16 protein-coding genes, 3 tRNA genes and 5 pseudogenes are annotated in these 21,729 nt (G+C 45.4%); 3 read left to right on the top strand and 21 right to left on the bottom strand.

What is annotated here, in order from left to right; genetic code table 11:
- Nucleotides 1–44: 44 nt before the first annotated feature.
- The 5 genes from ASL14_RS03025 to ASL14_RS03040 form a co-directional block, all read right to left on the bottom strand.
- Nucleotides 45–1,598 carry a response regulator gene (locus ASL14_RS03025; protein WP_134910403.1) on the bottom strand — a complete coding sequence of 518 codons (1,554 nt, stop codon included), beginning with the start codon at nucleotides 1,596–1,598 and terminating at the stop codon, nucleotides 45–47.
- A gap of 4 nt (nucleotides 1,599–1,602) precedes the next feature.
- Nucleotides 1,603–3,360: a cache domain-containing sensor histidine kinase gene (locus tag ASL14_RS03030; protein ID WP_134910404.1), complete on the bottom strand. Its 1,758-nt coding sequence runs from the start codon at nucleotides 3,358–3,360 to the stop codon at nucleotides 1,603–1,605.
- A gap of 64 nt (nucleotides 3,361–3,424) precedes the next feature.
- A complete protein-coding gene (gene rhaM / locus ASL14_RS03035) occupies nucleotides 3,425–3,739 on the bottom strand; it encodes an L-rhamnose mutarotase (RefSeq protein ID WP_134910405.1) in 315 nt (104 codons plus the stop codon).
- 365 nt (nucleotides 3,740–4,104) lie between these two features.
- A tRNA-Thr gene (locus tag ASL14_RS27160) sits at nucleotides 4,105–4,183 on the bottom strand.
- 6 nt (nucleotides 4,184–4,189) lie between these two features.
- Entirely contained in the window at nucleotides 4,190–5,074 is an 885-nt protein-coding gene (locus tag ASL14_RS03040) for an SDR family NAD(P)-dependent oxidoreductase (RefSeq protein WP_134910406.1), read from the bottom strand.
- Between the two features lie 208 nt (nucleotides 5,075–5,282).
- On the opposite strand from ASL14_RS03040, the gene ASL14_RS03045 reads away from it, so the two are divergent.
- The gene (locus tag ASL14_RS03045) at nucleotides 5,283–5,744 is read left to right on the top strand and encodes a MarR family winged helix-turn-helix transcriptional regulator (protein ID WP_134910407.1); all 462 of its coding nucleotides are present in this window, start codon (nucleotides 5,283–5,285) and stop codon (nucleotides 5,742–5,744) included.
- 68 nt (nucleotides 5,745–5,812) lie between these two features.
- A pseudogene (locus ASL14_RS27680) lies at nucleotides 5,813–5,959 on the top strand (PD-(D/E)XK nuclease family transposase); the annotation flags it as partial.
- 233 nt (nucleotides 5,960–6,192) lie between these two features.
- Here the strand turns inward: ASL14_RS27680 and ASL14_RS03050 are convergent.
- From ASL14_RS03050 to nrdR, 3 genes are all read right to left on the bottom strand, one after another.
- A tRNA-Lys gene (locus ASL14_RS03050) sits at nucleotides 6,193–6,265 on the bottom strand.
- 11 nt (nucleotides 6,266–6,276) lie between these two features.
- Nucleotides 6,277–6,352 (bottom strand) — tRNA-Ala (locus tag ASL14_RS03055).
- 123 nt (nucleotides 6,353–6,475) lie between these two features.
- Nucleotides 6,476–6,943, bottom strand: coding sequence for a transcriptional regulator NrdR (gene nrdR / locus ASL14_RS03060; protein ID WP_013309614.1), 468 nt, complete (start codon nucleotides 6,941–6,943; stop codon nucleotides 6,476–6,478).
- 106 nt (nucleotides 6,944–7,049) lie between these two features.
- Here nrdR and ASL14_RS03065 point away from each other — a divergent pair, with 106 nt between their 5' ends.
- Complete coding sequence (locus ASL14_RS03065) at nucleotides 7,050–7,274, top strand: alpha/beta-type small acid-soluble spore protein (protein WP_134910408.1); 225 nt, start codon at nucleotides 7,050–7,052, stop codon at nucleotides 7,272–7,274.
- 136 nt (nucleotides 7,275–7,410) lie between these two features.
- Here ASL14_RS03065 and ASL14_RS03070 read toward each other — a convergent pair whose 3' ends face one another.
- The 13 genes and pseudogenes from ASL14_RS03070 to mdh all read right to left on the bottom strand — a co-directional run bounded on the left by ASL14_RS03070 (nucleotide 7,411) and on the right by mdh (nucleotide 21,722).
- Nucleotides 7,411–7,974: a lytic transglycosylase domain-containing protein gene (locus ASL14_RS03070; RefSeq protein WP_134910409.1), complete on the bottom strand. Its 564-nt coding sequence runs from the start codon at nucleotides 7,972–7,974 to the stop codon at nucleotides 7,411–7,413.
- Nucleotides 7,971–8,567 (bottom strand): dephospho-CoA kinase, encoded by a 597-nt coding sequence (gene coaE, locus ASL14_RS03075; protein WP_134910410.1) that lies wholly within the window; start codon nucleotides 8,565–8,567, stop codon nucleotides 7,971–7,973. The genes ASL14_RS03070 and coaE overlap by 4 nt, the downstream gene beginning before the upstream one ends.
- An 11-nt stretch (nucleotides 8,568–8,578) precedes the next feature.
- Nucleotides 8,579–9,271: a sporulation membrane protein YtaF gene (gene ytaF, locus ASL14_RS03080; protein ID WP_134910411.1), complete on the bottom strand. Its 693-nt coding sequence runs from the start codon at nucleotides 9,269–9,271 to the stop codon at nucleotides 8,579–8,581.
- 112 nt (nucleotides 9,272–9,383) lie between these two features.
- Entirely contained in the window at nucleotides 9,384–10,214 is an 831-nt protein-coding gene (mutM, locus tag ASL14_RS03085) for a DNA-formamidopyrimidine glycosylase (RefSeq protein ID WP_134910412.1), read from the bottom strand.
- A gap of 71 nt (nucleotides 10,215–10,285) precedes the next feature.
- A pseudogene (gene polA / locus ASL14_RS03090) lies at nucleotides 10,286–12,939 on the bottom strand (DNA polymerase I).
- Between the two features lie 177 nt (nucleotides 12,940–13,116).
- A pseudogene (gene phoU, locus ASL14_RS03095) lies at nucleotides 13,117–13,775 on the bottom strand (phosphate signaling complex protein PhoU).
- A 40-nt stretch (nucleotides 13,776–13,815) separates the two neighbouring features.
- Nucleotides 13,816–14,574 (bottom strand): phosphate ABC transporter ATP-binding protein PstB, encoded by a 759-nt coding sequence (pstB, locus tag ASL14_RS03100; protein ID WP_134910413.1) that lies wholly within the window; start codon nucleotides 14,572–14,574, stop codon nucleotides 13,816–13,818.
- 127 nt (nucleotides 14,575–14,701) lie between these two features.
- Nucleotides 14,702–15,826: a methyl-accepting chemotaxis protein gene (locus tag ASL14_RS03105; protein WP_134910414.1), complete on the bottom strand. Its 1,125-nt coding sequence runs from the start codon at nucleotides 15,824–15,826 to the stop codon at nucleotides 14,702–14,704.
- A 144-nt stretch (nucleotides 15,827–15,970) separates the two neighbouring features.
- Nucleotides 15,971–16,701: pseudogene (locus tag ASL14_RS03110) on the bottom strand (response regulator transcription factor).
- 128 nt (nucleotides 16,702–16,829) lie between these two features.
- Nucleotides 16,830–18,631 (bottom strand): annotated as a pseudogene (pnpS, locus tag ASL14_RS03115) (two-component system histidine kinase PnpS).
- Nucleotides 18,632–18,775: 144 nt separating this feature from the next.
- Nucleotides 18,776–19,645 (bottom strand): SDR family oxidoreductase, encoded by an 870-nt coding sequence (locus ASL14_RS03120; protein WP_189338218.1) that lies wholly within the window; start codon nucleotides 19,643–19,645, stop codon nucleotides 18,776–18,778.
- A gap of 215 nt (nucleotides 19,646–19,860) precedes the next feature.
- Nucleotides 19,861–20,277, bottom strand: coding sequence for a hypothetical protein (locus tag ASL14_RS03125; RefSeq protein WP_134910416.1), 417 nt, complete (start codon nucleotides 20,275–20,277; stop codon nucleotides 19,861–19,863).
- 497 nt (nucleotides 20,278–20,774) lie between these two features.
- Nucleotides 20,775–21,722, bottom strand: a complete 948-nt coding sequence (gene mdh, locus ASL14_RS03130) for a malate dehydrogenase (protein WP_134910417.1) — start codon at nucleotides 21,720–21,722, stop codon at nucleotides 20,775–20,777.
- Nucleotides 21,723–21,729 lie beyond the last annotated feature (7 nt).

A 21,729-nucleotide genomic window follows, 5' to 3' on the forward strand; every position in this document is an offset into this window, starting at 1 on the left:
TATTTTCGTTTTTTAGCTCTTAGCTGGCAAAACAAGCGGTGGATTCATGTAACTTTCCGGTATTCAGATGGTGTATAACCAGTATATTTTTTGAAAACCTGACTAAAGTATTGGGGGTTGTCACCAAAACCGATTATTTTGGCCAACGTTCCCACCTTCACATCGTCCATTTTTGAAATGTACTCCACTGCCTTTTCAATTCTTAATTTAGTAAGGCAGGTTGAGAATCTCTGGCCCGTTTCCTGTTTGAACAGTTTTCCCAGATAATCTGGATTCATATATAGAATGTCATTAGCTACCATTTTTAGTGATAAATCAGGATTACCTAGATTCTCGACTAAGATTTCTATTACTCTGCTAATTACGGAAGACTGTTTTGACTTGAAACGATTATAGTACTCATTGGTCATTTTTCTGGCTGTTGCTTCGATATAATCTTTCATCTGCTGGACAGTTTCCATCTCTAACAGTGCAGATGTTCCCATGAGGTAACCTTGCATGCGATCTGTATCTACCGTCTGTACAATTGCAATATAGAGCTGTATACAATGGGATTTTGTCAAGTCAATCCCCAGGCGTAAATCCGTCATTTTTTCAAAAATACTGGTAATTCCTTTGCATACATCCTGGATATGCCCGGATTTGATTTTTAGAACAAGTTGCTGCTCATCGATAATAAAATCATTGGGGACGGCTGTATTTGCCGGTAAAATATCTTTTCTCGTTATAATGCTTCCTTCCCCCAAATAAAAACGATGTTCCAAACACTCCATTGCCTCACGGTACAAGTTCCTGGCGTTTCGGAAATAGTCCCCTTCACTTATGGCAACAGTGGTATCTCTTTTGAAATATTGATAAATGATCTCTCTTATTTGTTTAATTTTTTGATGTAATTTTTCCGAGTCATGATCATCCTCGATAAGAAACAGTGCATATTCACCAATATTGGTAGTTACCAAGACAGAGTCAAGGATCTCAGCTCCAATATTTTTGATGGCAAACAAATGCTCATAAGAAGAATAACCTTCCATCATAAAAAGAACGATTCTTACCTGCTGATTATTTATTTCAAAATCAAAAAGCTGCTGATAGAATGATAAATCATTGTCTAAGTATCTTTTACTAGTTAAGAATTCAGTTAACAGATGTGCTTTGATATAGGGCTGAGCGTTTTGATATTTTTCCCGGAGCTCGCTAATAAAGGTTTCCTGAACCTTTTTTTCGTTTAGTTCATTAACGGTATCGTTAAGTGCAGCTGTAATTTTATCCTCATTGCATGGCTTTAACAAATAATTTTTAACATCATAGTGCATGGCGATTCTCGCGTATTCAAACTCACTGTATCCGGACAGTAGGATAAATTTTATAGAAGGATATTTCTTATGCGCCTTTGAAACAAGACTAAGTCCGTCCATACCAGGCATTTTGATATCACTGATAACAATATCAGGTTTTAGTTCAACAATTTTCTCATACGCATCGATCCCGTTTCTCGCCGTTGCTACAAGTTCCGTATCCAATGCTGCCCAATCGATCACATTGGAAATACCTTCGACAATAATCCTTTCGTCATCTACCAATAACACTTTATATGACATTCTATCACCCCGTTTGAACAGGTAAAACTACCGTAATTGCGGTCCCTTTTCCCGAAAGATTTTCAATTCTTAAACCATACTGTTCACCAGCATAAAGCTTGATCCTATCATCGATATTATTCAATCCTATTCCAGTACCTTTAGGATTTACTTTGCCTTCTTTTACTTTTTGAAGTATTAGGGGATCTATGCCAGGCCCGTTATCTTCTATCCGAATAAATAGCTTGTCCTCTTCCTGATAAACATGCAATTTAATAACTGACAAATAGACGGATGGCTCAACTGCATGCTTGAACGAATTCTCCAGAAGCGGCTGCAATATTAATTTTGGAATCTTATATTTTGCAACATAGTAGGGGAAGTCCATTTGAAAATCAATCCGGTCGTCAAACCGGTATTTTTGGATTGTTAAATAGCTTTTTAAAATGTCGAGTTCTTCTTCAAATGTAATAATATCCTGATTAAAATTTGTGGAGTACCTCATGAGATGACCAAGGGCTTCCACCATGCTTGAAATTTGCTCCTGTTTATTTGTTTTAGCCAACCAATTAACGGACTCCAGCGTATTGTATAAAAAGTGCGGGTTTATCTGAGCCTGCAGTGCTTTAAATTCAGTTTCCTTTATCAGCAGCTGCTTAGAAAAGTTCTCCTGGATCAACTCATCAATTCTTTGGATCATTGTTATAAAATTCCGATAAAGAATCCCTACCTCGCCTTCATTAATCATAGAGGGATTTAATAAATTTACTGCGTGAAAGTTCCCCTTTTGGACTTCCTGCATGGTAGATGCTAATTCTTGAATGGGATTCGTAAACTTTCTTAAAAATTTAAAACCAAGGGAAATAAGAAAAACGAACATTACCATAAAAACCAGCACCAAGGTATATTTCGCAGCAGTAATCTTGGAGAACATCATGTTAAATGGAATGATGCTCCAGTATGTCCAGTCTTTAAAATCGGTTGTAATATGGCTGACAAAGGTTCTTTCCCCATTAATGTATTCAATACTATAGCCCCGATCATTTTTTGCATTGAAATGATATTCTTTAAAATCATCTATTCCTTTTTCCGAATAAAAAACCTCATCCTCTTTTGTAATCACAATATTTCCTGCTATTTCTCCGTGAGGTTTTGGTAAACCGCTTACAATCTTGTCTAAATTAACACGAACAAGCAGCTTGCCGATGGTTTCAAAGTTTAAGTTCTCATAAGACTGGATAAGGCGAACAGAAATTAAATCCCCATTATATCCTTCCAGCTCCATCCAATGGTTTTTGCCATCATCCTTATCCGCCTGACTAAGAGCAAGTTCCTTATCTTTATTCTTTATTGGTTTGCTGCTATCCCCGGCTAAAAACTCCCTTCCTGCTGAATCATACAGATAAATGGAATGAACGTAATTTGCCGGATCTACATATTTCTCCAATTCATCTCCAATTTTCTGTTCAAGACGATAGAAATCATAGCCTTTTACATTTCCTTGAAGTTCTAATAAAATTTTTTGAATATACGGGTCGACTGCTATGTTATAACTGACTTCTTCCGCTCTTTCAAGCTTCTCTTCTACGTTGTTGGATGACATCATCAGCACTTGTGAGGATTTTGCATAGATTTGCTCATCATAGAGGGAAAAAGCATATTGAAGACCTCCTAATACAAATACTAGCGTTGTCATCATAATCAATGTAATCGTTAAGAAAAGCTTTACGTTTAGCTTTGAATTTATATAAATATTCGCAAAGTAAAACCATATCTTCTTCATGAAAATTAAACAGCTCCCTCAATTGGGGAATGATGCAAATTCGGATTTAGACGTTTTATAATTATTATTCCAAATAAAATACTTCCTTTAAATTTCTTGACACAGGACTGTTATCAGGATTTGTCTCCATTAAAGGCTCCATATAAGCCCACCATTTTTGGCAAATATCTGTTTGAGCAATTTGTCCCCATTTTTCTTCATCTTCAATTTCTAAGAAAGCAAATAAGCTCCCCGTTTCTTCATCAAGAAATATTGAATAGTTGTGTGCACCGTGCCTTTTTAGCACTTCAGCCATTTCCGGCCAAAGTTTGTCATGACGGCGCTTATACTCTTCATAATAATCAGGAAAAACATGCATAATACTCGCTTTTCTAATCACTTTTTCAACACTCCAGACTTTAAAAACAATTTTGTCTTTAGCAGTATTTTAGAATGAATTTGTTTATCTTTCTTATTTATCTAAATTACACTAAAATACGATAGATGCCCTATGACGCAATTCACTAAAATATTGTTTTTCACATCTTTTCATTGAACTACTCTTCATTTACGAAATACATGTAGCTATGTGATTTCTCAATCTAGTGGATCTGCATGGATGAGCAAAGAATAAATACTAAGCGTTATGATACCGCTTGAGTTTCGTTCTGCAATGCGGGCATTGCCGCCATTTACACTGTGAAAATAAATCCCATACTTGATCAACGACAAAAAAACGGCATTTCTGCCGTTTTTTCTAAAGGATGGACTCTCAGGGACACGAACCCTGGACCAATTGATTGAGAGTCAACTGCTCACAGTCCTCAGTTTACCGCTGTAATCCATAAAATCAGGTCATATTGTTAAGAAGACCTCTTTGTTGTAGTAATTCTTTCGTACAATTCCACAGTTTATTTTGCATAGCAATATCTCCACCGGGGTCTACAGGTACAATTGAATGTCCGGTTCCGACATTAAAATACCCTCCTGTAACTGCCTGGTACTGTGGATCCACAATTAAACGAGTCATAATATCAGCTCCTCTGCGTGGATCACCAATATGAAAAAAATTCAAAAAACGCTCAAGCATTGATGCAAACCAGAGCTCACGTCCGAGACCTGTAACATTAAACCCTGGATTCAGAGCGTTAACACTGATCCCCGTTCCATTCCATTGACGTGCCAGTTCACCAGTAAACATAATGTTATACAGCTTGGTTTTCCCATATATTGCAGATGAGCCTCTAGAAGTAAAAGGAGCTATATTGGTCAAATCCTCAGGGAGCTTAAGCTCGCCATGATTGCGTGAAGCCTCAGAAGCAACATTTACAATTCTGGCGCTTCCTGCATTTTTCAAGGAACGCTGTAAGGCGTGCGTCAATAACCACGGTGCTAAATAATTCACAGCTATCATTTCTGCAAATCCCTCGGAGGTTACCCGTTGTTCGAATGCATGCAGTCCTGCATTATTCAAAAGCACATCTATTTTGGGGTATGCAGTTGAAATCTCGTTCCCCATACGTCTGACATCTTTCATTAAGGATAGGTCCCCGAAAAAAAAGTCTACTTTTGTTGAGGGCACCATATCTTTTATAATTTTTTTAGTAGCTTCAGCGCGATCCTTGCTCCTGGCTGTCATGACAAGATGAGTACCACGTTTAGCCAATTCAATCGCAACGAGTTGCCCCAGACCACTCGTTCCGCCAGTTATTACAACAATCGGATTAGCCATCATCGTGATTCTCCTTTGTGCTGAATAGTCATTGTCAATGTCAATGTAATTGGCCGTTCATTGCTTTACTCCGTTAGACCCGTCTCAAGTTTTGACATGCAGCTGACGCAGCCATATACTTGATATAAATCAACTTTATTATTTTGGTTGATATATGTCAAGTAATTGACTTGAATTATTTAATTTATCAATTAAGGTTAGGTGAAATAGGATGAATGATGATCGACACAAAAATACGCCAAGAGGACAACTGGAACTGGAACTCGGCGAGCAAATTAATGCCCTCATAAGCGCCTCACATGCGCTAAATGTCAAAACTGCAGCACGTTTCGATCCTTCAATACAACCTGCGGGTTTCCATATTATCCGTTGGCTGTACTCATATGGGCCAACAAGCGCCACTACGCTGGCGGAATCAACAGCTATGGATCGCAGTTCGGTTAGCCGTCTCGTCAAACAACTTGAGCTTTTGAGTTATGTGAAAAGGGAAACCTCCCCTGATGATCGTCGAGGAATACTTCTATCCCTCACTGAGCTTGGACAACAAAAGACGATTGATGCTCTAAAAGAGAAAGAATTTGTATTTTACGAACACATTTCAAGATGGGACGATGAACAACTTGAAAATTTTATCGGAATGCTCAGGGACTTTAACGGATTTGATCACAAGTAACAGCTCCATTGATCATGAGTGTTAAGGAATGTGATGTTTAACTTCAAGAAGGGAGTCTATCTTCTTATAAGGCAAATTGGAAGGTGCTTAAGATGAGTGAACCCACATTGAAGAAGGCGATGGATATACTGGAGTTTCTAAGCCAAGATCGGGAAGCGCGGCGTTTGTACGAGGAACGGCAAAAATTTCTGCATGACGAGGCTTCTGCTCTTGAATAGGCTACGGAAAATCCCTCAAGCCAATTCAAATGTACTGTAAAAGTTGAATGACCGCCTTTTAAAAAGCTGAAGTAAAACTAAAACAAACGCCGTGCCCTCATTCAAGAGAACATGGCGTTTGCTTTTCATTAAGAAAGTAGGGCCTTCTGTGACCAAAAGTGTGATCACAAGGGAAAGCAGAGCTGAATTCAAAACAAAAAAAACGGCATTTCTGCCGTTTTTCTAAAGGATGGACTCTCAGGGACTCGAACCCTGGACCAATTGATTAAGAGTCAACTGCTCTACCAACTGAGCTAAGAGTCCATATTAAAATTTGGTGGAGCCTAGGGGGATCGAACCCCTGACCTCATCGCTGCCAGCGATGCGCTCTCCCAGCTGAGCTAAGGCCCCGTTTTATGTAATTTCAACATCTGTTTGAAGCGACTCCCATATCATATAAAATTTTCACCCCTGTGTCAATACTTTTATAAAAAAATATAACCTTCTCACCATAAACCAAGACACAGTCAGCGATCAGTCGCTGGCTGTATCTTTGGATAACAGTGTTTTCAGTTCTTTCATAAACATGTTGATGTCTTTAAACTGCCGATAGACGGACGCAAAGCGTACATAGGCCACTTCATCAACAGGATAGAGCTGTTCCATGACCAGCTCGCCGATCTGCTGGCTGTCCACCTCTGTAGCGGCTGTGTTACGAATGGCGTTTTCCACCTGAGATACGATCATATCCAGTTGCTCTACGGATACGGGACGCTTCTCGCAAGCCCGAATGAGACCGCGCAGCATTTTATCACGGCTGAACTCTTCACGGCTGCCATCCTTTTTAATGACCATGAGCGGGGTCTCCTCCACCATTTCAAAGGTGGTAAAACGCCTAGCACATTGCTCGCATTCGCGACGGCGACGGATGGACTTGTTGTCATTCGCAGGCCGCGAGTCCAGTACCTTTGTTCCATTGTAGGCACAGTACGGGCATTTCATAAATTCATCACTTCCTTTTTCCAATAAATTCTCTATACTTTTTTCGTAATAATTTTGTCAAAACGGTTCATAATATGTTTACCAAGTCGCGAGGAGGTGAACAACAATGGCACAAGGAAACAATGGCAACTCCAACAACCTGGTAGTCAGCAGATCCACCGGCGCTCTGGAGCAAATGAAATTTGAAATCGCTCAAGAGCTGGGTATCAGCATTCCTCAAGATGGATACCAAGGTAACATGACTTCCTATGAGAACGGTTCGATCGGGGGCTACATCACAAAACGCCTCGTAACGATCGCCGAACAACAATTGGCAGGTCAATACCAATAATCGCGGTAATAATGCAAAAATAACAAGAAAAAGTGTACGGATGGGCTGCTAAAAACAGCCTGTCCTGCGCTTTTTTCATTTTAATGCCATCAGGCTCATTGTGTCATGACATATTTACACGCAGCCTCGCCATCCATTAAAACTGATTATAAATTTTCGTGTATTGCCTGTAGTAGTAAATAACCCGCTGTACATAATGTCGCGTCTCGCCAAAAGGGATTTGCTTGATGGATTCTTCTTTCCCATCCCATACGCCCTTGTCGAGCCACTCCTGCACTTTACCGGGGCCTGCGTTGTAAGCCGCAACGGTAGCTACCGGATTATCCTTAAATTTCACCGACAGGTTATGCACATACCAGGTTCCAAGTTCAATGTTGGTACCCGGCTCGTGCTTGACGCTATCCAGCGGAACCTTTTGGATTTGAGCGCTATCCATAATCCAATTCGCAGTATCGGGCATGATTTGCATGAGTCCCAGTGCACCCTTGTGCGACTGCTTGCTGGTCTTAAAGTTCGTCTCAACACGGATAATGGACGCCACCAAAAACGGGTCCACTTCATACGTCTGCGAATATTGCCGAATCTCATCCTTATATTGAATCGGATAGAACCACGACATCCAGTTTGAATTAAAAAACAGAATCAAGACAAACCCGACAAACAAAGTCAGCAGGACTCTTTTTTTGCGCAAAATATTCATGCAAGTCCCTTTCGCTGCCAGAATTGATCCATTTGCTGTTTTGTTTCGGCCTGTGTTCCGCTATTGTCGATGACGATATCGGCCAGGCTTCTTTTGTGTTCAATATCCATTTGCGAAGACAACCGAAGTCCTGCTTGTTCCTCGGTCAATCCGTCTCTGAGTATCAGACGCTGGAGCTGCACATCCCGTGGTACGTATACCACCATTATTTCATCGTACAAGCTCTCTAATCCGGACTCATACAGTAGCGGGATATCTGCCAGAACGAGCTTGTCCGGATGTTCGCGCTCGTAAGATTCCATACGCGTGCGCATTTCCTCACGAATCGCGGGATGTGTAATATCATTAAGCGCCTGCCGCTGGACAGGGTCCCCAAATACAATCTCGCCCAGCTTTTTGCGGTGCAGAGTTCCGTCACTGTTCATCACAGCTTGTCCAAAATGCTGTATGACCGCCGCCAGCACCGGATGCCCCGGAAGCATCACTTCCCGGGCAATGGCATCTGCGTCGATCAGCAGCGCACCCTTGGCGACTAGTAGAGCCGACACGGTGCTTTTACCGGTAGCAATACCTCCGGTTAATCCGATATTCATGCTCTTTCACCTCATAACAGCTTCAATATGCCCATCATAATCAGTAATAATGCCGGTAACACACCCAGCGCTTTCATAAATCGAAATGCCGACAGACAGAAACCTGCTTTCATACCCGCAATCAAAAATGTTCCGCTGAATAACGCAATAGCCAGCGCGGTAGCAAGTGGCTGGAAGCCCAGCATAGCTGCTCCCAATCCCGCACCGAACGCATCAACCGATAAAGCGATACCTAACCAAACCGCCTCCATAGCGGAGATACTGCCCGAACGGTCCATATCCGCAGCAGACGGACTTCGGAGAATCCGAATAACAAGACCCCCTTTGCGGAATTCCAACGAAAATACGGTCCGTTCCTCTTGTACTTCTTCAGATTTCTCCCCTGCCAGAACATTACTGTTCTCAGGATCGGGTTCATCAATCAGATCCTCCTTGCGATGCAAAGATTGATACAAAGAGTAGCAGCCAATTCCAATCAGGATAACAGCGCCAAAAACGGTCGTATATACAGGAGACAGAACCTGGGACAACAATGCGCCTAGCTGCATGGATATGCCGATGACCAAACCTGAACATACTGAAATGATGACAATGGATAGCAGTGGAATTTTCATTTTGCGCAGCCCATACGTAACACCGACTCCAAAACTGTCCAGACTTAGTGCAAATGCCAACAGCAGCAGGGCCCCCCAATGATTAGCCACTCCAATTCCCTCCCATTGCGAAGGCAGGGCCTTAAAGCAGCCGGAACCCTTCGCAGTATTGGTACTTGGAATCAATATATGAGAGGTATGGGCTTTGGGTGACTGTACCTGCTTAGCGCAGAGGCTGGCAGACCGGACAATGATGTGTACCACGTCCGGCTACGACGGATTTTTCGATCAATGTACCACAGTTAACACAAGGCTTAACGCTGCGTCCGTAGATTTGCAATTGATGCTGGAAGTCGCCCGATTCACCCTGTCCGTTGACGAATGATTTGATGGACGATCCTCCGACCAAAATCGACGCGCTCAGTGTGGAGATAATAGCTTCGTGCAGCACACGAAACTGGTTGTCATCCAAACTTTTGGCCGGCTGTGCCGGATGTATACCCGCCTTAAACAACGACTCATCCACATAAATATTCCCGATGCCCACGACATATGACTGGTTTAACAGCGCCGCCTTGATCGAAGTCGAACGGGTCCCCACAGCTGCGCGAAGTGCCTCCGGTGTAAAGGACTCGTCCATAGGCTCCAAACCGAGCTTGTTCAGCGGCTTCTCCAGTAAATCCTGTCCTTCCGTAAATAAATGCATCGTGCCAAATTGGCGAACATCCTGATAGCGTAATTCCGTACCATCCGTAAAATGAAAGATAACGTGAGTATGCTTTTCCACAGGATCATTTTGCGAATACAGGCCGTATCGCCCTTCCATTCTGAGATGGGAAACGAGTACCAGCCCATCCAGCAGAATCCGCAAAAACTTCCCACGTCTCTCCACTCCTGTAATCCGATGATCAGCCAGTTCCATAGCAAAAGCGTGTATATCATCAGGCCGCTGAATGATGCGCGGCAGATTCACAGTCACATGATCTATATGTTTATCGACGATAAGCTCGTTTAACGTTCGTTTAATCGTTTCTACTTCCGGTAATTCCGGCATGATGTCTTCACCTCATCCTATATTATAACGGAAGCAGCGTTAAAATGGGACTATCTGCTCATTGAAATAACTTATTTCGCTTCATACCAATTGCTTCCATAGCTAACTTCCGCTTTAAGCGGTACGGACAGCTTCAGCGCCGCTTCCATCGTAGCCGGGACAAGCTCTTTCATCGTTTCCATTTCCTCCGGCGGAACTTCGAAAACAAGCTCATCATGTACTTGAAGCAGCATACGGCTGCGAAGATTACGTTCGCGAAGCGCCGCTTCCATCTGTACCATCGCCAGCTTGATAATATCGGCTGCGGTACCCTGAATCGGCGTATTCATTGCGGTACGCTCCGCAAACGAACGCAGGTTGAAGTTGCTGGCATTAATCTCCGGCAAATAACGTCTGCGTTCCAGCAGCGTTTTTACGTATCCGTCCCGCTTCGCATCCTTCACAATATCATCCATGTAACGGCGGACGCCCTGGAACACGTCAAAATACTGGTCAATAAAGCGAGCCGCTTCCTTGCGCGTAATATTCAGGTTTTGCGACAAACCGTAATCACTGATCCCGTAGACAATCCCGAAGTTAACCGCCTTGGCAGAACGCCGCATGTTAGAATCTACGTCTTCCGCAGGGATGCCGAACACATCGGACGCGGTCTTCGTATGAATGTCCATATCGTGCACAAAGGCTTCCTTCAAGCGCTCATCATCCGAAATATCAGCCAGCACTCGCAGCTCGATCTGCGAGTAGTCCGCCGCCAGAATAGACCAGCCCGGCTCGGAAGGCACAAATACCTTGCGAATTTTACGTCCCTCTTCCAGACGAATCGGAATATTTTGCAAATTCGGAAACTGGCTGCTCAAGCGTCCTGTAGCCGCAACCGTCTGCCGGAAATACGTATGCAACTTGCCCGTTTTATCCGAAATTTCCTTAAGTAATCCTTCCACATACGTGGATTGGAGTTTCGCAATCGTACGGTACTGCAAAATGTTTTGCACAATATCATGATATGGGGCGAGCTTTTCCAGTACCTCGGCATCGGTGGAGTACCCGGTTTTCGTCTTTTTGATAACAGGAAGGCCCAGCTTATCGAACAAAATTTCACCTAGCTGCTTGGGCGAATTCAGATTGAACTCTACACCTGCAATGATGTAAATCTCGCGCACCAGCGTTTCAATCTGGGCTTCAAATTCTTTACCCAAAGCGCGCAGTTCTTCCACATTCACCAAAATGCCCTGCTTCTCCATATCCGCCAAAATGCGAGACAACGGCATCTCCAGCTCATGGAAGAGCTTGTGCATTTCCGTTTTTTCCAGCTCGGCCTGCTGTACAGGCACCAGCGCTTCAATCACCGCCGCCTTGCGCGCCACATGATCGGACAGCACATCCACGTCAGGTACTTTATATTTAGCGCCTTTGCCGAATACTTCATCGTCCGGACGAATCGAGGACAAGCCATGCTTGGCTGCCAATCCGCTCAGTGACTGGTTTGCATCCGTCGGGTCCAGCAAATATCCGGCCAACTGTACATCGAACTCCGCCCCGGCAAATTCAATCCCGTGCCAATGCAAGGCTAAATCCGTACGGTGCAAATCATGCCCCCGCTTTTTGCGCTCAGCATCGGCGAGCCATTCACGGACAGGCTTGGCTGCATCAGTTTGTAATACATCCAAGGTCATAAAAACTGTCGCCCCGCTCCGCCAAAGACCAAACCCACAATTTCAGCATGATGCGGATTGTCGCCATGGGTCTCTACATGTAGCAGATCGACGGTATCCAGTACATTTACCAGCTCGCTAATCCGCTGTTCGTCCAATACGGTCACGTCAGCCGCAGCTTCCTCTACGTCTATTCCAGCACTGCCAACCTCGCCCGAAAAGGATAAACGCTCCAGCAAGGACTTGAACTCCAGCTTCGCCAGCGCAGGTCCCGCCGTTTCAGCTTGCAGCCCACCGAAGACGACATCCTCCAGTTGCTTGTCCAGCGTTACATCCCGATAGATGGTCGCCAAATCCTTGCTCATCCGTGCATCATCTGCATGCGTTTCGACGCGCTCTTTCATTTTGCCTTTCAGCTCATCTGTATGCGCCAGCACCTCTTCCACCGATCCATACTGGTGCAGCAGCTTGAGCGCTGTCTTTTCCCCCACACCCGGAATCCCGGGAATGTTGTCTGATGTATCGCCCATCAGACCCTTGAGGTCGATAATTTGCAACGGCTTCAAGCCGTAACGCTCCTGAATCTGTTCAGGTCCGTATGTCTCCACCTCGGTAACCCCTTTGCGGGTCAAGCCGACAGTGACGTTGTCCGAAGCCAACTGAAGCATATCCTTATCTCCGGTAACCACCAGCACGTTAAGACCAGCTTCGTCCGCGGTTTTAGACAGGGTTCCAATGATATCGTCCGCCTCATAGCCATCCAGCTCAAACTGGGCAATGCCAAAGGCGGTCAGCAGCTCTTTCAGCAGCGGGAATTGTTGTGACAGCTCCGGTGGTGTTTTCTCCCGTCCACCCTTGTAATCCTCGTATCCTTTATGGCGAAACGTTATTTTTCCGGCATCAAAGGCAACCAGTATATGCGTCGGCTTGTGCTCCTCCAAAAGCCGTAGCAACATTGTTGTAAATCCGTACACTGCGTTCGTCTGCTGTCCGCTCGAATTCGTTAACGGCGGCATAGCGAAAAACGCCCGGTAAATGATACTGTTGCCATCTATAAGCATGAGTTTATCCATTTAGCACCTCGCAAGTTCATCAATGCATTCGAAAGGTTCTTTCGTTTTACGCATTCCTTTTCCTATCTTAACATAAAGGCTCCTTTTTCAGAAAAAAACGGCTGTTTCCTAGCCAGATTCGCCTTTTGCACAAAGACAAGTCTGGGTCAGAAACAACCGCTATATACCTAAAAAGCCCTACTGGTTCAAATCCGGCCGCTCCCTGTCACGAGATATACGGTGCTTTCACCGATATTCGTTGCATGGTCACCAATCCGCTCAATATATCGTCCAACGAGCAGTTGCAACATGCCTTGTGGAGCTTCCTCAGGCTTTTCTACCATAAACACATAAAGATTGCTGATCATATGGCTATACATGGAATCTACACGATCATCCTCTTTGGCCATTTTATAAGCCAAATCTGTATTTTCATCCAAATAGGATGTAATGGCGTCGTCAATCATCTCTTTAACAATCGAAGCCATCTGTGGAATATCCACCAGCGGCTTGATGACCTGCTGCCCTTCCAGACGCAGCGTGACCTTGGCAATATCGAGTGCCAAATCCCCCATCCTTTCCAGATCACTGGAAATTTTAAAAGCAACAATGATCCGGCGTAAATCCTTGGCTACCGGCTGCTGGGTAATAATGAGCTTGGAGCCCATATCGAGAATGTTCTCTTCCAGCGCATTGAGGGATGTATCATTTTTGACCACCTGCTGGGCCAATTCCGTATTTTTGGTCTGCAAACATTCGATGGCCTGATCGAGTGCCTTCGATACATGTGCACCCATTTCGCGCAGTACGGCTCTCAGCTCATCTAATCCTTCATCAAAACCTTTTCTGCGTATCATTTCGAAGTCACCCCTCCTGGCATTACTAATCTGGTTGGCTTTAGCCGAATCGGCCGGAAATATAATCTTCCGTACGGGAATCTTGCGGCGTGGAAAACATCGTCTCTGTATCCGCCGCCTCTACCACGACACCGTTCAAGAAAAACGCAGTCCGACCGGACACACGAGCCGCCTGATGCATGTTATGCGTCACCATGACAATCGTATACCTGTCACGCAGGTCTTGAACCAGTTCTTCAATCTTCATCGTGGAGATCGGGTCCAGCGCTGACGTTGCCTCATCCATGAGCAGAATATCCGGCTGCACAGCAAGCGCCCGGGCAATACACAGACGCTGCTGCTGTCCACCGGACAAGCTCAGGGCTGAACGCTTGAGAAAGTCCTTAACCTCTTCCCAGAGTGCCGCCTGCCGCAAGCTTTGCTCAACAAGTTCATCCAGCTTGTCCTTTTGCCGGACTCCGTGCAGACGCGGGCCGTACGCCACGTTATCATAAATAGATTTAGGAAACGGATTAGGCTGTTGAAAAACCATTCCCACCTGCTTGCGCAGGGCTTCTACTTCCATCGTATCGCCATATATATCCTGACCTGCGATACTCACCGTTCCTTCAATACGCGTTCCCGGTATCATATCGTTCATCCGATTCAGCGTACGCAGCAAGGTAGATTTACCGCAGCCGGACGGCCCGATGAAGGCTGTTACCGTTTTTTCAGGAATATCCAGGTTTATATGTTTCAGCGCTTGAAAATTTTCATAATACAAGTTCAGCTTATCAATCCGAATAACGGAATCATTCATTGATTTATGATCTCCTTCGTGTTGCAGTTATGGTCCTCAAGCATTGCACCTGATTTGCACAATATGAAGATTATATAAGCTGTGTGTAAATTCAGTGTGGTGGATTTGTTAACGGTATGTAAAATGATCAGGAATTCAGCATAAGCTCCAGCTCCTGTGCAATCCGAGCTGCATTCAAAGCCGCTTCCTCTGCGGAACGGGACATTTCGTTGTTTTTGGTCTCAATTTCAGCAACGGCCTGCAACAGTTGGGTAAACGTTTGGGTTCCAGCGGATATATACCGGGAGCCGCTATTAATCTGCTGCATGCTCGTATCCGTCAGATCGGCAGTGTCACGCAGCATTTGTTCAATATCTGTAAGCAAGCTTGTAATCTGTGCGGAAAAGGCTTTCGTCTGAAGTGACATATTCCGCACCTCCTGAGACACGATCTGGAAGCCACGCCCATGTTCGCCGGCATGTGCTGCTTCAATTGAAGCGTTGATCGCCAGCAGTCCACTTTGATCCGCAAGTGCGCGGATGGAGGAAGCCATGCCTGCAATGTCATTCAGCGATTGGGTTAGCGCTGTAATCTGCTCATGCTGGCGCTTCATTTGCTCTGTGACTGCACGATAGGAAAGCAGAACATCTTCCAGTTCTATTTTGCCACGGCGTGATAATTCACTCATCGAACGGGTTAGACGCACACTGTCACCGGCCTCTTTAGCGGCATCCAGCACAGTTGTCTGAATCCGATGGGCACCATCATAGCTATGCCGAACCACGTTACTCCGATGCTCGTCCGCTTCTCTTTGCATTCGCTGAACAACCGTCAGGATATCACGAATAGTCAGCACGCCAAGTAACCTCGTCCCCTCCTTAATTAACAAACAATCGTAAAATTGTTGATCTTCGCGTAGCATCGCCTGCTCTACAATGTCCGATGCCGGGCTTTCCAGATCCACAATTAATGTATCGGGGTCGGCAAATATCGCCGCAGGCTTGTCATAAAACAGAGCCGCAGCAAACCTGCCCGTAAAATGTCGGTTATACGCATCTCTCATAATAATGCCCAACGGAAGGCCATTTTTATCAACGACTATGACACAAGGAATGTCTTCTTGCGTTTTCATAAGTGCTAACAGTTCTTTACAAGACATATCCGTACCAATGATCGGAACCTCCCGGCACGGCACGTAGGTGGTAATCGGCTTGTTGGATTCACGTTCAATCACGGCGGTGGAACTCGGCTGGGTCTTTGGTTCCGTTATCATCGTTCTGAAGTCCCCTTTTTTAACTACTTGGAGTGACGGGAACATCATATCGGTCATTTGTTGATTGTAACGTCTGTTTATGTTAACGAAACGTAAAATCACAAAATGTACACAAAATCGAACACAAAGAAAAACGCTTCTCATTTATAGTAAATGAGAAGCGCTTCTTTTTTTATTAACAACCAGCTTGTATCCAACTCCGCGAATCGAATCAATATGAACCGAATCGGGGTCCAGCTCCAGCTTCTTGCGCAATGAGCTAACATGCACATCCACCGTCCGTTGACCGCCGATATAGTCAAAGCCCCAGACCGCGTTCATCAGATCGTCGCGAGTCAATACCACGCCTGGCTTACGGGACAAGTAGAGAAGCACCTCAAATTCCTTCGGTCTTAAGCTTATGGATTGTCCTCCGAGAATCACTTCATATTTTTCAGGATAAATCTCCAGCTCGCCTAATTGAATTTTGGAGCCGTCTTTCTGATCAGACAGCACGCCTTCATCCCCCCGGAAGTACGACGCAGTACCGCCGTTACGCGGGCCAGCAGCTCGGAAACACCGAAAGGCTTCGTAATATAATCATCTGCTCCTGATTTCAATCCTTGGACAACCTCGGCTTCGCCGTTTTTGGCCGTTAAAATAATGATGGGTGTTGTCAGTCCCTGATGGCGTAGTCTGCTCAAAATATCCAGTCCGTTCATACCGGGCAGCATCAAATCCAGCAGGATCAAATCGTAGGACTCTCTGGAGGCTTTTTCAAACCCTGCACTGCCATGATCCTCCGTATCTACTTCAAACCCCTCTTGTATCAAATTGTAGGATAGCAATCTGGCAAGCGTTGGTTCATCCTCAATAACCAGCAAGCGTTGTCCCATAAATAAATTCATCTCCTGTTTACCTTTTAAAGGCGCATTGGTCAAAATTCCAAAATCTTTTCCAAACTCATGCGACACCCGTATATTTTATCACGGCATTGTTAACAGAATGTAAAAACTGATCTAGTTCATTCTTCCTGTTGCAACAACGGCAATTCGATTGTAAATATGGTGCCCAAACCAAGCTCGCTTTCTACGGAAAGCACCCCATGATGCAGGTCCACCAAATGCTTGACGATAGACAATCCCAGGCCGGTTCCACCCGAGTTGCGCGAACGTCCCTTGTCCACCCGGTAAAAGCGCTCGAAGATGCGTGGCAGGTCTTTCTTCGGAATCCCGATGCCTGTATCGCTAACCGTAAATACGACCTTCTCCGTGTCATTCTCCCGTTGTACCGCTACAACCTTAATTTTCACCTTGCCACCGTCGAGTGTGTAGTTAATGCCATTAGACAGAAGGTTCAGAAAAATCTGCTGGAGCTTATCTTCATCCGCCTCCATAAACAGTTCATCCGGGACATCCATGTGTAGTGTAATTCTCTTTTTGGCAGCTACATTATTCAATTTTTCCAGTAATGATTCTATAAACGAGGACACATGGACCGGAGAGCAATCCAGCGGAGAACGCTTGGATTCAATTTTGGACAGCTCCAGAATGTCGCCGATCAGCCGATTTAGCCGTTCGCTTTCATCATAAATAATTTGCAAAAAGAACGGGATGTTTCCTCATCCTTTACCCCGCCACCGAGCAACGTCTCGGCAAAGCCCTTGACTGCGGCAATCGGCGTTTTTAGCTCATGGGAAACATTCGCCACAAATTCGCTCCGCATATTTTCCAGCCGCCGAATAGCTGTAATATCCTGCAATAGGAACAGCATGCCGCGATATCCGCCTTCATCCTCATACATCGGCACGCCATCGAGCAGAATCAGCCGTTCCTCGGGATTATACAGATGAACCTCACCATGCAGTCTTTCGCGGCTTTGTATACTACCCTCAATCAGCTTCGTCAGCTCGTAGTGCTTTTTCAGCTCATGATACGGCTTGTCCGTCACCCGTTTGCTAGTGACACCGAGCATGCGCTCAGACTCACGATTCACAAGCGCAATGCGCTCCCCGGCATCAATCATGAGAATCCCTCCGGTCATATTGCTCATGACGCTCTGAAGCAAATCCTCATTATCACGTATCGTTTTCATTTGGTTTTGCAGGCTGTCCGCCATACGGTTAATCGCATCACCCAGTTGTCCTACCTCATCCCGGCGCTGTATGCCAACTCTTGCGTCATAATCCAGCCCGGAAATACGATTCGCTACGCCTGTAATATGCTCAATAGGCGAGGTTAGGCCACGTGCGATACGGTAACTGACCAATCCAGCCGCAAGGAACAACAAGACCAGACCAATGCCAATTGCCGTCCAGCCACGCTGCACACCTTCCTCCACCGCCTTCAGATTCATGGACAAACGAATATATCCGTCGAACCCCTTGTCGGATACGACAGGCTCTGCCACGTACAGCATATTCCGCTGCAAAGTTTCACTGTAGCGTATGGTTCGTCCGATTCCTTCCGACGCGGCTTCTTGGATTTCTTCACGTGATGCATGGTTCTCCATCTTGCGCGGATCACTTAGTGAATCACCAACCACCGATCCATCCTTGCGAATGAAGGTCACCCGTGATTCGGTCAGATGGGCAATTTCCTTGGCCTTTTCCGAATAATAGGAGACGTAGTCGGTACTGGAAAGAGCATCTGCGTTGACAAAAGGAAATGTAGCCCGAAGCAGGTCGATCTCACGCCCCATATTTTCCTCAAGCACCTTCATGTTCGAGTTTTTAAAAATTTGTCCCATGGTGATTCCGGCAGCCAGGACAGATACGCCGATCAAAATCAGCATAATCAAGGTAAGCCTGAAACGAAACGACTTCATAAATATGCCCATCCTTTAGTTGAGTAGAAATTTTTATGATCATAACAGCTATGTAAGTTAAGTCCCATTCTACAGGCTACCTGCCTTTTGTTCCACTGTTAAAAAGGAAAAAAGGTCAGGGCACACGTTGCCCCAACCTCTCTCTTATCCGTTGACGACTTCACCGCCGTTGATATGAATAACCTGCCCGCTTACATAAGATGAATCATCCGAAGCAAGGTACACATAGGCTGGCGCCAACTCTTCCGGCTGACCGGGACGTTTCATCGGCTGCGCGCCTCCGAACTCACTGACGGTCTTGGCATCAAAGGTCGAAGGGATTAGCGGTGTCCAGACCGGACCCGGTGCTACAGCATTTACCCGAATGCCTTGATCGACCAAATTGAGCGAAAGCGAACGGGTGAATGAAGTAATCGCCCCTTTGGTGGATGAATAATCAATGAGTGTCTTGTTCCCGGCATAGGCCGTAATCGAGGTGGTATTCACGATGGCGCTGCCTTTCTTCAAATGCGGCAATGCCGCTTGCGTCAAGAAGAACATGCCGAAAATGTTCGTGCGGAATGTGCGCTCCAGCTGCTCTCTCGTGATATCCTCCAGCTTCTGCTGTGGATGCTGCTCTGCGGCATTGTTCACGACAATGTCCAGCTTGCCCAGCTCGTTAACCGTCTGTTGAACTGCTTTTTTGGCAAATTGGTCATCTCCGATATCGCCGGGAATCAGTACGCATTTGCGGCCCTCCTGCTCTACCTGGCGCTTTGTCTCCTCAGCATCCTTATGCTCGTTCAAGTAGATGATAGCTACGTTCGCACCTTCTTTAGCATACGTGACAGCTACAGCCCGTCCAATTCCACTGTCTCCACCAGTAATAAGTGCGACTTTGCCTGTTAGTTTGCCAGCCGCCTTATAGGTAGACTTCTCAAACTGAGGTGCGGGCGACATTTTGGATTCAACCCCCGGTTGCTGTTCTTGATGCTGCGGAGGCAAGGTTTGTTGGGTTTGATTGCTTTTGGCCATCGTGCATTCTCCTTTCAAGATTAGATATTTTATAGGATGCAACATTTGCACCCACTCTACTCCTGATTTACCACACGCACTTGTACGTTAAACGAAAAAGGAGCATGAAGTTCGTTGTACGCATAAAAAAACGGCTTGTGCTTATTCAGCACAAGCCGTTTTTTTCAATTTAGCATTTGACATCATTCGATTGTAGCCACTCGCAAAATGCTTAATTAAATAATATGGCTGTATACCATTAAAAACGTAATCAAGATCATGAAGACGGCAAGCAGCGTACTGAACATACGCATTTTTCCAGCGTATTGCGTAATAGGCTGTTGGTTACGAATCGCTTCCAGCGACAGCCGTAACGGCTTACCCATGGCCCCAGCGATACCAGAAATAGCGAGAAACAACAACAAAACGACCACGATCCATGCTACGGAATATGGACCCCAGGCAAAAATCATATAGATACCGCTAACAAGCACAAGGATAAGTGCGAATTGAGCCAAACGGTTCAATAGCTGAACAGCCGATATCGTCCCTTCCTGCACGGTGGGAGCCAGCTTGTCGATTTTACCAACTACAAACGGGAGCAATAAATAAAAACCCATCGCCAGCGAACCGATCATGTGAATAAAAAACATTCTTTACAACCTCCATTTCTTTGTTGACCTGCAAATTCATTTTTCCATAGAACGATCATATTCCAACGAGTAGACTACCATCATTTCAGTGTTTTGGGACATGCTTTTCTATGTACACTATCAATGCATATGAAATCTATTATACCGGGGAAGCAGGACAAAGCAAAGGAAGACGGTGAGAAAAGTTTCAGCTAGGGTGGAGTGCTGGAGAGGCTCCGCGAACGGAACGTTGCTACCATCGCTGTTGTCTCCGGATTCTATTGAATATATTTGATATGGTATAAATCCGGAGACAAAGGTGAGCGCTTACGCTTGTCCGCAATCGTTCCGTCCGCTCCGCCAGTGCCAGCAAACCCAAGCTGAAATTTTCAACATTAAAGGAAAAGGAAGAATACAAATAGATTACTTATAAAGCGAAAAGAGGTGTCCTCCAGCCATGACTATGGCTTTGGGACACCTCTTCAAGTAAAGTATACCGTTTTAATAGATAGGCGAGCTTATACAGTTACTACTTTAATTACATTGCGGACTGATTCGGCGGATTGATCAAGCGCTGTTTTTTCTTCGGCTGTCAATTCCAGCTCGAACACCTTTTCGATACCATTACCACCAAGAAGTGTCGGTACGCCGAGGAACAAGTCCTGATAACCGTACTCTCCCTCCAGATAGGCAATGACCGGGATAATACGTTTTTTGTCTTTTACAATCGCTTCTGTCATCTGCGTAAGTGAGGCTGCCGGGGCATAGTATGCGCTACCGTTGCCCAGCAGGTTAACAATCTCCCCGCCACCGACACGCGTCCGCTGTACGATCGCTTCGATACGTTCCTTCGAAATCAGGGTTTCGATAGGGATACCACCAACGCTGGAATAGCGTACCAGCGGCACCATATCATCACCGTGACCACCCAATACGAAGCCACGCACGTCTTCGACGGATACGTTCAGTTCCTGTGCAATAAAGGTACAATACCGAGCCGTATCCAGCACACCAGATTGGCCGATGACCCGATTTTTTGGGAAACCAAGCGTCTGGTATGCGGTATAGGTCATGGCATCGACCGGATTACTCAGAATAATGACGATAGAATCCGGCGCATACTTCTTCACGTTTTCACATACGGATTTTACAATGCCTGCATTCGTATTTACCAAATCGTCACGGCTCATGCCTGGCTTGCGCGCAATCCCCGCCGTAATAATGACGATATCCGAGTTGGCTGCATCCTCATAATTGGAAGTGCCTGTGACCTGGCTGTCAAATCCCTGGACCGGACTGGCCTCTAAAATATCAAGCGCTTTGCCTTTGGTCGGATTCTCAAGTTGCGGAATATCGATCAGAACGATATCACCCAGCTCTTTTTGGGCCAGCAGCAATGCGGTAGTGGCACCGGTAAAACCGGCGCCAACAATGGATATTTTTTGCGTTGAATGGTCACGTGGCATTCCCCTC

It is taken from the genome of Paenibacillus sp. IHB B 3084 (genome assembly GCF_001447315.1).
In the GTDB taxonomy this organism is placed as follows: domain Bacteria; phylum Bacillota; class Bacilli; order Paenibacillales; family Paenibacillaceae; genus Paenibacillus.

Coding starts and splice junctions, on each gene's coding strand:
- coaE (WP_134910410.1), bottom strand. CDS start 8,567: ATGAATATCGGATTAACCGGAGGTATTGCTACCGGTAAAAGCACCGTG.
- ASL14_RS03125 (WP_134910416.1), bottom strand. CDS start 20,277: ATGTTTTTTATTCACATGATCGGTTCGCTGGCGATGGGTTTTTATTTA.
- ASL14_RS03070 (WP_134910409.1), bottom strand. CDS start 7,974: ATGAATATTTTGCGCAAAAAAAGAGTCCTGCTGACTTTGTTTGTCGGG.
- ASL14_RS03065 (WP_134910408.1), top strand. CDS start 7,050: ATGGCACAAGGAAACAATGGCAACTCCAACAACCTGGTAGTCAGCAGA.
- mdh (WP_134910417.1), bottom strand. CDS start 21,722: ATGCCACGTGACCATTCAACGCAAAAAATATCCATTGTTGGCGCCGGT.
- ASL14_RS03040 (WP_134910406.1), bottom strand. CDS start 5,074: ATGATGGCTAATCCGATTGTTGTAATAACTGGCGGAACGAGTGGTCTG.
- ASL14_RS03045 (WP_134910407.1), top strand. CDS start 5,283: ATGAATGATGATCGACACAAAAATACGCCAAGAGGACAACTGGAACTG.
- mutM (WP_134910412.1), bottom strand. CDS start 10,214: ATGCCGGAATTACCGGAAGTAGAAACGATTAAACGAACGTTAAACGAG.
- ASL14_RS03030 (WP_134910404.1), bottom strand. CDS start 3,360: ATGAAGAAGATATGGTTTTACTTTGCGAATATTTATATAAATTCAAAG.
- pstB (WP_134910413.1), bottom strand. CDS start 14,574: ATGAATGATTCCGTTATTCGGATTGATAAGCTGAACTTGTATTATGAA.
- ASL14_RS03025 (WP_134910403.1), bottom strand. CDS start 1,598: ATGTCATATAAAGTGTTATTGGTAGATGACGAAAGGATTATTGTCGAA.
- ASL14_RS03120 (WP_189338218.1), bottom strand. CDS start 19,645: ATGGCCAAAAGCAATCAAACCCAACAAACCTTGCCTCCGCAGCATCAA.
- ASL14_RS03105 (WP_134910414.1), bottom strand. CDS start 15,826: ATGATAACGGAACCAAAGACCCAGCCGAGTTCCACCGCCGTGATTGAA.
- nrdR (WP_013309614.1), bottom strand. CDS start 6,943: ATGAAATGCCCGTACTGTGCCTACAATGGAACAAAGGTACTGGACTCG.